Below are 9,436 nucleotides of genomic sequence, written 5' to 3' on the forward strand. Positions count from 1 at the left end.
CATAAATGCTCTTAGTAATTTTTCGCATTTGGGTTCAAGCATTCCCAGCAGCTTATCCACAAGTTCGCGGTTCTCGTAATCGATAAACTGGGAATCATCTGCTTCTCCTGTCCACGTAAAGTCTTCGAAATCTTCGGTATTGCGTGGAGTTATGTTCCGCTTTTTCAGTTCGGTAAGCCATTTTCGCCGCGCAACGCTGTAAATATAAGTGCTGATCCTGGCCTCCTGCTGTTCGTATTTCCCGGCTCGGGCATTCTTGAAAAATGTAAAAACCACATCGTTCAGAATCTCTTCCGCTTCCTCGCGTGAGCCACTGTTGGAAGTGACCAGCCGGAAAATCATCGGCTCGTAAGTTTTGTAAAGAAACCCGAGCGCATTGTTATGCATACGGATTTCCGTCGACAGCAGCATTGAAATCAGTTCCTGGTCTGAGTAGCGTTTGGCCATGTGAAAAAGGTCATTTTACCTGTTAATGCCCTGTTTATCAAATAAGGTAAAAATTAATTGAAAAAAGATGTGAAAAAGTGCAAGGCTATCCGATAAAGGGAGGAAGAGCGGACCAAGGCGCCAGTCCTGCTCAGTTTGTTTCTCACTTTAATCCTTCGAAAAAATGAAACTGACAGTGCTTTTGGCGCATGGTCGCTCCGTGGGAGTATGCCTTGCTGTAACGGGAATGCTTTGCCTTGCTTCCTGCGAAAAACAATCAACCAACATTAAGCCGGTCATCGAGACTGCGCCGGATTCCACAGGGCCTCCTGTGAAACCCAGCGGCCCGGGTGGCGGAGCGTAGCCGACGATATGCTTTGGCTGTCGCAACTCCGGTTTCGGCAGCCAAAGCTGCTTTGAAAATTTGCTGTTACGTATATAGAATTACGTTAAGAACGATTTAAGCTCAATCAAAAAAAAGTTTCAAACACACTTTACCTCGCCTGCCGGAATGTGCATTCAGTTATGAAGTCTCAAATCATATCCTCAATTCAAATCCTGCAAAAACTAACCAAGCAACTCAACTCATTATGAAATCTCTTTCCATTTCTCTTCTCATGCTGGCCTTCTGCGGAAGTGCATTTGCCCAAAGTATTAAGATTGCCCCGGTTATAGGACCAAGCGTGACTGTTCCTATGCTGTCGACCGCGCTAAAAGATCTTTACACGGATGGTTTTCTGGAAGATTACCTGGATGATTACGATCTGTCTTCCAAAGGGAGTTTCCCTCCTGTTGCCGGAATCCAGGCCGGAGCGCTGATTGATTATGGGATAAGCGAAAAGATCAGTCTGCAAAGCGGGCTCATCTTTAACGTTAAAGGCCTCAAATACAAGTTCAAAGGAAATTTTACCGATTGGGACGGCGAGGTACAATCTTTAAAAGCCAAAACAACGCATTCGATCACCTACCTTGAAATTCCGGTGTGGTTTAGCTTCCGCCTGGGCGACAGTGGGTTCAAAATAATCACAGGCCCTGGCTTCAATTTCGCGGTTAGCGCCAAGGGTAAATCGAAGTACAGTGGCGGAGGCGAGTCCGAATCCGATACGGAAAAACTCGATATCGGTACAGATCCCGATTTTGACAGTGTAAAACCGTTTGACCTGAATGTAAATTTTTCTGTCGCCAAAGAAATCCCATTGGGTGACCGGCCGCTAGAAATATCCTTGTTTGCGCAACCTTCTGTGACAAAATGGATGCCGATGGCAAGAGAAGATTCTAAGTATTTCGTAAGACATCTCACAGCCGGAATCCGCCTCGCATATTTCTTCACGATCAAAGACTACTAAGCAGTTAATACAGGCACATTCCATTGTAAACCAGCCTTTATCATGAAAAAATATCTGCTCATTCCCCTCTTCCTATTTCTCCTGGGAGGTTGCGACAGCGACAATTCTCCGAAAAAGATGCCGGACATTTATGTGTATGCCAGTGTAAATGGTGAAGATTTCAGGTATGAGGGTGAAGAGGATTATTTCGCCGAAAACAAAACCTATGCTTCACAATTTCAGCTCGGCGCATTCACCAGCGATTATGCTGGCCTGGCCTTTTCGACAGAAGGAGCCCTGACAGGTAAATCGCAGACGCTGAAGATCAATTCGGCCATGTATTCCAATAGTCGGTACGAAGATTATTCATCCGGTGATTACAGCAATGCAGGTAAACCTACTAATGGCAAATGCACCATTACCCGTGCTGACAACGATGTCGTCGAGGGTACCTTCTCGTACGATGTCTACAATGAAGACGGGTATGGAACCAAGAAACTTTCAATCCGTGACGGTCGCTTTCGGGTGAGATATAATTAAACTATTACAGATGAAAACCGCATTCCTATTCATGGCCATTATCCTGGCCGTTCAGAACCTGTATGGGCAGAAAGCCGAGGTGCTGCGTAACGATGATGTTGTTGCCATGCACCAGGCCAAAGTTTCGGCTAACCTGATCAAACAAAAAATTAACATGAGCGAACGCCGCTTTGATATGTCGGTGCCCGGGTTGCTCGCACTAAAAAGTGTAAAGCTGCCGGAGCCGATCATCGAGGTAATGCTCACATCAACTACGCCCATTGACCTCATGCAAAACGAACATGTGATTCAGCTCCATAATGCCGGATTTTCAAAACGCCTGATCATTCAGAAAATCCAGGCCGGGCCCAGCCGGTTCAATGTAACGACGGACGGACTGATCCAGCTCCGGATCGCCAAAGTACCCGAAGCAATTACAAAGGTTATGATCAATGGAAATTCAAAGTCGAAATAATGATGAATAACTTTTACATATCGCTCGTGCCGGTTGCATTGCTGATCGGGCTGTCGGGAGGCTGCACGGACACAGGTAAAAAGGAGGCAGACAGGCCCGAATGGAATTTTGATAAATCGGAAATCACAGGTAACCGATCAGCCGGGGCAGATAAGCTCAATGTAGATGTTTACCTCGATGTGACCGGATCGATGGAAGGCTTTTCGGTCCCTGGACAAAGCGATTTCGGACATTTTGTGGATGATATCGAATCGACCTGTCAGAATACCTGGAAGAAAACAGACATTAAATATTTCAAGTACGGTAGCCGCGTTGACAGCATTTCGAGGAGCGAATTCATTTCGGCAAAAAATGACAAAACCATTTTTACCGATCAAACCCTGAACAACAAAACTGACTTCGCCAACACGATCAAGAACACGGACCCGAAGCGCGTAAGCATTCTGATCACGGACCTGTTTTATAACAACAACGACATCAACTCAGTCGTCGGGACGATCAAAGAGCAATGCATTCAGAAAGGGATCGAGATTGGCGTTGTGGGTGTTGTCAGCAATTTTAATGGCTCCGTCGGGGACCTGGGGCAGGGGATCAGCCGCCTGAATGTCAATGCACCACGTCCGCTTTTTGCATTGATTTTTGGGGACAAAACTAACATTAACCTGCTTTTCCGAAGCCTGCAAAACAAACCTTATATCAGCGGGAACCGGTTTTTGATCCTCACAAATCACCCGGCCGAAAGCTTTGATGTCACGCTGGAAAAGGATAGGAAAAGCAAATCGATCAACAGGAGCAGTCTTCCTAAAAAGCCGCTCGAACAATACGGCACTGTCTTCGCCTTCACGATGAAGGAACACGAAAAAGAAGCGCTGCTCCACCTGGATGCAATCCTGCAAACAGATCAGTTCATGCCCGGTTTTACCGAGAAGAATGTCAAAGCGCAGGTTTTTAAACGGAAGGTTTCCGACAAGGATTCGGCAGCCGCTGATGGGGAGATCAGGCTTGAAAACCTGAAAATTTCAGGTGGTAAAATTTCTTCTGACATCAGGCTCACCAATGCAGATCCCGCAGGTGAATATTCTTACGCAGTCTACCTCACGCTGGATAACACGGTGCCACTGGCTATGCCCAAATGGATCCAGGATATCAGCACAGATTCCATCGATGGCGTGCAGGCCGGGAAAACCCTGAACCTGGTAAAGCTCGTCACCGATATCGCTACCAGCCACACCACGGCAAAGCAGCCGAAAATGGCCAAGTTTTACATCTATCTAGAAAAAAAATAAACCTTCAAAACCTCGACCAACATGAACAAAAGTCCGATTAATTATTTGCTGACTGCCGTGATTGGCGCATTGCTATGGGTTGTTTTTGCTTTTTTTCTCGCCAGCTATCTTTCCGAAAACCCAAGCCTCGCTGAAAAGTATCCCGAGGAGCTGGCCGCCGAGCTGCGGCTGATTTTCGGGGCAGGTACCTTGCTGAGCATCATTTCAGCAGCCTATTGGTATTATTACGGAAGCCAGGAGAAAGTTGCAGGTGAGCTCTCGGCTGCAAAAACCAAATGGCGCACTATGTTTTTCGCGCAGGTACTCATAGCTGTCGCGCTCGCATTTGTAATAGTGATCCGGAACCGGAATGAAGGAATCGAATCGCAGTGGTTTGTAATTTACTTCCTGGTGCTTTCCGTGCTGACATTTACATTGTTCTGGCTCACCACATTTCTCTTTTCTCCCCGGACTGTCAAGTTCATCCCATTTGGTAAATAGCTAAACTCCCGCCACCATGTTAAAAAATGTATTGATAGGAATCGGGGGGACCGGTTCCCGGGTTATTGAATCGGTTATTCACTTATGCGCAGCAGGCCTGGGCCCGGATAAGCTGCACATTTTCATGATCGACCCCGATCAGGGAAATGGCAACCTGACCAGGACACACACACTGATCAAGAATTATATTGAGCTCAGAAACAAGTTCCAGCGGACAGAAAACAACAATTCTTTTAAAACAGAAATTGTGATCCCGCCGGGCGACAAGCAGTTTGTCTGGAACATTTTCGAAGAGAGCAATTACACGCTCGCGAAATACATTAACTATGACAACATTGTAAAAACCAAACCCGAGATTGCAGATCTCGCGAATGTCCTGTTTACTGAAAAAGAGTTAAACACTTCGCTCAATAAGGGTTTTCGTGGACATCCATCCATTGGTGCGGTGGTTATGGCGGACCCTCCGATGGAAGAATATCCTTTCAAAATGCTTTGGGACGGGATTGATGCTTTCGGCGAAAATGAACTGCGCGTGTTTATTGTCGGCTCGATTTTTGGTGGAACAGGCGCCGCTGGTTTTCCGACGCTGGGTTCTCGCCAACTGATCAAGTTCAATGATGCCATGCAGGCAACGCTGAATGGGGAGCAGAGCCGTGTTTTGCTGGGCGGCGCACTTGTATTGCCTTATTTCAGCTTCTCGGTGGACAGTGTCAGCAGTGCGGGAGAGCCGATGTTTGTCACAACAGGTGATTTTCCGATAGCGACGAAAGCGGCTTTGCAGTATTACAATGACAAGCAGCTCGGTTTTGACCAATATTACTTCATCGGTGACTCGCTGGCGCAAAAGGTCGGGGATTTCAGCACGGGCAGTTCAACCCAGCAAAACAAGCCGCATTACATCGAAATGGTCAGCGCGCTGGCCGGGTTTGACTTTTTCAGCCAGCCCGCACAGTTACCTGCAAACAACAAAAAATACTTTCTGGCAAGTCGGGAAACTGAAAAGATTAGCTGGAATGTGCTCCCGCTCACGCGAGATAGTGCCGGCCTGACCGCGCACAAGCGCAAATTCAAAACGGCACTCTCGGATTTTACGGTCTTTGCCTACGCTTATCTCACTTATGGAAAAAAAGAGCTGGGCAGGACACATAGCGAAGTTTCCATGCAAACCTGGTACAGGGAAAATTTTGGTCGCGTTTTGAAAGAAGACAACCACCTGCATAACCCCCGGCACAATCAGAATAATGACCTGTACGCGGCGGCAGATTATTTCCTGAATGCCTTTTTGTACTGGATCGGCTCTATGGATGACGGCGAAACGGTCTTTCTGATCGACAGCAAAAAGCTGGTAAACGGGGCGATCGTGCCCAATAAAAAGCTTGACCTGTTTGATCCCGATACCAACATCGGGAATATTGGCGAACTGATCAAAGGCGATTCCAAGCGCAAAACGTTTCATGCGTTCCTGGGAGACGACGGACTTCAGGATGCCATTATCAGGGACAACATCACGGCCGGAAGCAAATATCTGAACATCTTTTTTGACGCTGCGGCCAGGTTTAATCGCAAAAATCAGGTCAACAATTAACGCGCTGATCCATGTCACAAAAACATTTATATCTCCCTAAACTGGCTGTGGGTGCTGAAATCAGCGAACCTGCTGCGGATGCACTCTGGGAGGACAAGCAACGAAGGGTTATCACCGATATAGGAAACGGGATTGAAATAGACGAGGCCGCACAAACGCGGGGCGTTTCATCCATTCCCGACATTTACGCACGGCCGCTTACATTCCAGGGCGCACTGAGCTCCGAAAAACATCCGCTCCGAGACCGCATTGTGCAGGAATGGAAGGGGCTGCTGAGTTTGCTCGCATTGCATTCTGTGAAGCCCGATTTGGGAAAACTGCAGATTTCGCCTGTCCAGTTTAATGATGAAAAATTTTGCCGTGCGCTGGTGAACCTGGCACCGAGACCGATCGAGCTGCAATCCGATGGTACCACTTACGCGTGGACGGACATTCTGATCATTAAATTCGGGGATATCGCGATCGGGGCAATGTCGCCGGCAACGCTCGTTTACACCTCGGCCGACTACAACCGCAAGCTCAAAGACCTGCGCGGGTTTTCGCTGAAAGACAATGAAGGTTACCTGCGCCCGCCTTTGAAATACGAGGGACTGGAATATGTGGGCAAATGGCTGGAAGATTTCCTCGACAAATTCAACCGCATTGCGCAAACCAACGATACGCCTTCTCAGGGCCACATTTACATTGGCGACATGAACCGGCTGCTGGCCGACTGGCTTAGGGAAATCAAGCAGGAATTGGGCATTGCGCAGGATAAAGTCATCCAGTCCAGCAAGGTGAAGGTGGCAGAGGAAATGCCCGAGGCGATCCGGCGTAATCCGCCTGCATTCCTGTCGCGTTACGAGATTTATCAGCACATACTTACACCGCTGGTGGAAGGGGATGTGGATAGTGACAGGACGAAGTCGGATTACAGCCTATCTATGTCGCGCAATAAATCAGGTTACCTCGAAAATAAATCGGGGTATAAAGAAGTGGTTGTAATTACGCCCTCGCTGTTATCGCAAAATAAAACCTTGTGGGACGGGTTAACGCCCCGCGAGCTGGGTGACGACACGCATTCGCTGGTCAGCAAATTTTTCAATGAAGAATCGGGCGTGTTTATCAACAACATTAACCTCAAAAACCACGATTCTATCTGGATCCGGCCCGAACTTTACTTTCTGACGGACACGCTTTTGAAGAATAAGACAGACGACGATATCCTGAATACGTCCGAATCCTTTCTCAATGGCAACGAAACAGAATTTATCCTGCCTTTCAGAAAAGAAATCCTTTATTTCTTCACTCCCGACGACATTCAGGAGAAATTGAAACCACGCTTTGTCAAGACAGACGAAAAGGTGATTTTTTCATTTTTCCTGCCGCTGATCGACGGGCAGCGTGTGGAAATCAAGAAAACATTCAGGACGGCAAAATCAGGTTTGCAGAAAGGAGAAGGCGAAATTGTGGAAGTGGAAGTTCCCGTTCTGGAAATCTTCCCTGACTACCTGGGCGACTTCTGGTGCCAGTATTTTATGCTGTGTTCCAATATTGATTCCTTCAAAATCGCGCCCCTTAATTTTGCAGAGCGCATTACCGTTTCGCAGAAAGAACAGAAAATTGAAACCGCGCAGGACCGCGAGCGGGCAGAAATTATCCGCATTTCGGGCTATAACTCGTTTCCGGAAGCAGTTACCATCAACAGCGCCAACCGGGGAAATCAGGCATATGGTCTCGTGTTGCTGAGCAGGAATCCGGATGTGGAGGGTAAACAATTTACCGGCAAAAGCATTATCGGCGTTGACCTTGGAACGTCCAACACGAACATTTATCGCTACTCCAATGAAAATGCGAGGCGGTGGGTTTTCAGCTTTTCCAAATATGTGAGATCCATCCTGAATTCGGACCCGCAGTCGCAGACGGGAAGCAGCATTAAAAAGGAGAAGTCGAAAAGGGAAAAGATCACGCGCGCTTTTTTCGTCCCGACCGAAGACCAGCATTTGCCGATTCCGACCCTGTTGCGGATTTTCAAGGCGGGTATTACGAAAGATATTCTGCTCGATCAGTTCATATATTTTCCCAGCGAACCCGAATATCCGAATTACGTTTTTACAGACATCAAATGGGATGAGGATACGACCAACATGATCGCATTCATCCGGTCTACCGTTTTTCTGGTCATCATTGACCTTTTGCAAAATCGTGTTGGCAGAATGGAGTTCCGTTGCACTTATCCGAAGTCCTATTCTGATGACAAAGTGCGGGCTATGAAAAGGGCCTGGACGGAAGCGCTGGAAAACTTCGTGCATGTATCGGAAGACGGCGAAAAGGACATTCCGGAAGGGAAATTTATCTGGGCGGAAAAGCGCAGGTTTGACGAATATCAGGCCATTTATAATATTACCACGAAAGACAACGGGAAAATTGTCATTAACACAAGGCCCAGCTTTACAACGGAGGGAATTGCAGCAGGAGAATATTTTTCAAGTGATCGGATCAACAATGACGGCACCAGTCCGGCAAACAAGGAAGACGGCGCGCTTTGCCTGGATGTGGGCGGTGGAACAACGGATTACAGCATCTGGTTTGACAGCAAAATCAGGCTGGACGCATCGGTGAAACTGGCCGGAAAACAGATCGGTCAGCTGCTGCAAAAGAATTCACGCGTGTGCGCACTGCTCTTTACAGAAGAATCAACCCGTGCATTAAACGACGTCAGGGACGATTCAAAACTTTTCTTTTCACGGCTCAATTTCGTGCTCCGGAAAGAAGAGAAACATATCGCTTCCAACCTCAGCAAAAATTCGGGACATGCCGACATTGCGTGGCTGCGGCGCATTCTTGCGATCGAATTCGGTGCATTGTCGTTTTACGCGGGGCACCTTTGCTTGGCCGTGGATGAGTTCCTGGGTTCGGGACTTTCCAGGCGTGCGAAGGAGAATATTTTCAAGCTGCACTGGGGCGGGAATGCGGCCAAATTTATCAACTGGATCGACTACGGCCGTTATGAAACGGATGGTATCGCATCGCAGTTTCTGGACGGGATCTTCGCCAATTCCATTTACGAAAAAAGCATTGGCAGCAGGGCATTTTTACCACTCAAAATCGGGCAGATCCAATCGCCGGGGCATAAGGATGAAGCGTCAGGCGGCATTGTGGTGATGGAAAAAGTGTCGGGCCCTGACGAGCCCTCAGCAGGGCTGGCCAGTAAACTGATCATTATTGACGATGATGTTGCGCCAACCGACAGGCTGGAAGGGCTGATTTTGGGTGAACGTATAAATGTATCCGGCAGGAAGTTCGAGCATTATGAGGTGATCGGGAAAAATGACTTTTTTAACGAAACCAGAAGCTTTTT

At 47.7% G+C, this 9,436-nt stretch carries 9 protein-coding genes; 8 read left to right on the top strand and 1 reads right to left on the bottom strand.

Translation table 11 applies throughout. The annotated features are described in order from the left end of the window. Positions 1-447: RNA polymerase sigma factor (locus ACTIE6_RS09795; protein WP_439556464.1), on the bottom strand; the 447-nt coding region annotated here is incomplete at its 3' end. Positions 448-610: 163 nt separating this feature from the next. On the opposite strand from ACTIE6_RS09795, the gene ACTIE6_RS09800 reads away from it, so the two are divergent. The 8 genes from ACTIE6_RS09800 to ACTIE6_RS09835 all read left to right on the top strand — a co-directional run. Beyond that, complete coding sequence (locus ACTIE6_RS09800) at positions 611-790, top strand: hypothetical protein (RefSeq protein WP_056281793.1); 180 nt, start codon at positions 611-613, stop codon at positions 788-790. Positions 791-1,016: 226 nt separating this feature from the next. Continuing rightward, positions 1,017-1,772: an outer membrane beta-barrel protein gene (locus ACTIE6_RS09805; protein WP_439556465.1), complete on the top strand. Its 756-nt coding sequence runs from the start codon at positions 1,017-1,019 to the stop codon at positions 1,770-1,772. A gap of 42 nt (positions 1,773-1,814) precedes the next feature. Further along, entirely contained in the window at positions 1,815-2,291 is a 477-nt protein-coding gene (locus ACTIE6_RS09810) for a hypothetical protein (protein ID WP_439556466.1), read from the top strand. A gap of 10 nt (positions 2,292-2,301) precedes the next feature. Beyond that, positions 2,302-2,745 (top strand): hypothetical protein, encoded by a 444-nt coding sequence (locus tag ACTIE6_RS09815; RefSeq protein ID WP_439556467.1) that lies wholly within the window; start codon positions 2,302-2,304, stop codon positions 2,743-2,745. Further along, complete coding sequence (locus ACTIE6_RS09820) at positions 2,745-4,031, top strand: hypothetical protein (RefSeq protein ID WP_439556468.1); 1,287 nt, start codon at positions 2,745-2,747, stop codon at positions 4,029-4,031. Before ACTIE6_RS09815 ends, ACTIE6_RS09820 begins: the two co-directional genes overlap by 1 nt. Before the next feature lie 21 nt (positions 4,032-4,052). After that, entirely contained in the window at positions 4,053-4,511 is a 459-nt protein-coding gene (locus ACTIE6_RS09825; RefSeq protein WP_439556469.1) for a hypothetical protein, read from the top strand. A gap of 16 nt (positions 4,512-4,527) precedes the next feature. Then, positions 4,528-6,096: a hypothetical protein gene (locus tag ACTIE6_RS09830; protein ID WP_439556470.1), complete on the top strand. Its 1,569-nt coding sequence runs from the start codon at positions 4,528-4,530 to the stop codon at positions 6,094-6,096. Between the two features lie 11 nt (positions 6,097-6,107). After that, a partial coding sequence (locus ACTIE6_RS09835; RefSeq protein ID WP_439556471.1) for a hypothetical protein occupies positions 6,108-9,436 on the top strand: 3,329 nt, incomplete at its 3' end.

It is taken from the genome of Dyadobacter sp. (assembly GCF_051859145.1).
In the GTDB taxonomy this organism is placed as follows: Bacteria; Bacteroidota; Bacteroidia; order Cytophagales; family Spirosomataceae; genus Dyadobacter.

What these genes read in the sequence shown, in the direction of transcription:
- ACTIE6_RS09810 (WP_439556466.1), top strand. Translation starts at nt 1,815, where the DNA reads ATGAAAAAATATCTGCTCATTCCCCTCTTCCTATTTCTCCTGGGAGGT.
- ACTIE6_RS09805 (WP_439556465.1), top strand. Translation starts at nt 1,017, where the DNA reads ATGAAATCTCTTTCCATTTCTCTTCTCATGCTGGCCTTCTGCGGAAGT.
- ACTIE6_RS09800 (WP_056281793.1), top strand. Translation starts at nt 611, where the DNA reads ATGAAACTGACAGTGCTTTTGGCGCATGGTCGCTCCGTGGGAGTATGC.
- ACTIE6_RS09815 (WP_439556467.1), top strand. Translation starts at nt 2,302, where the DNA reads ATGAAAACCGCATTCCTATTCATGGCCATTATCCTGGCCGTTCAGAAC.
- ACTIE6_RS09820 (WP_439556468.1), top strand. Translation starts at nt 2,745, where the DNA reads ATGATGAATAACTTTTACATATCGCTCGTGCCGGTTGCATTGCTGATC.
- ACTIE6_RS09825 (WP_439556469.1), top strand. Translation starts at nt 4,053, where the DNA reads ATGAACAAAAGTCCGATTAATTATTTGCTGACTGCCGTGATTGGCGCA.
- ACTIE6_RS09830 (WP_439556470.1), top strand. Translation starts at nt 4,528, where the DNA reads ATGTTAAAAAATGTATTGATAGGAATCGGGGGGACCGGTTCCCGGGTT.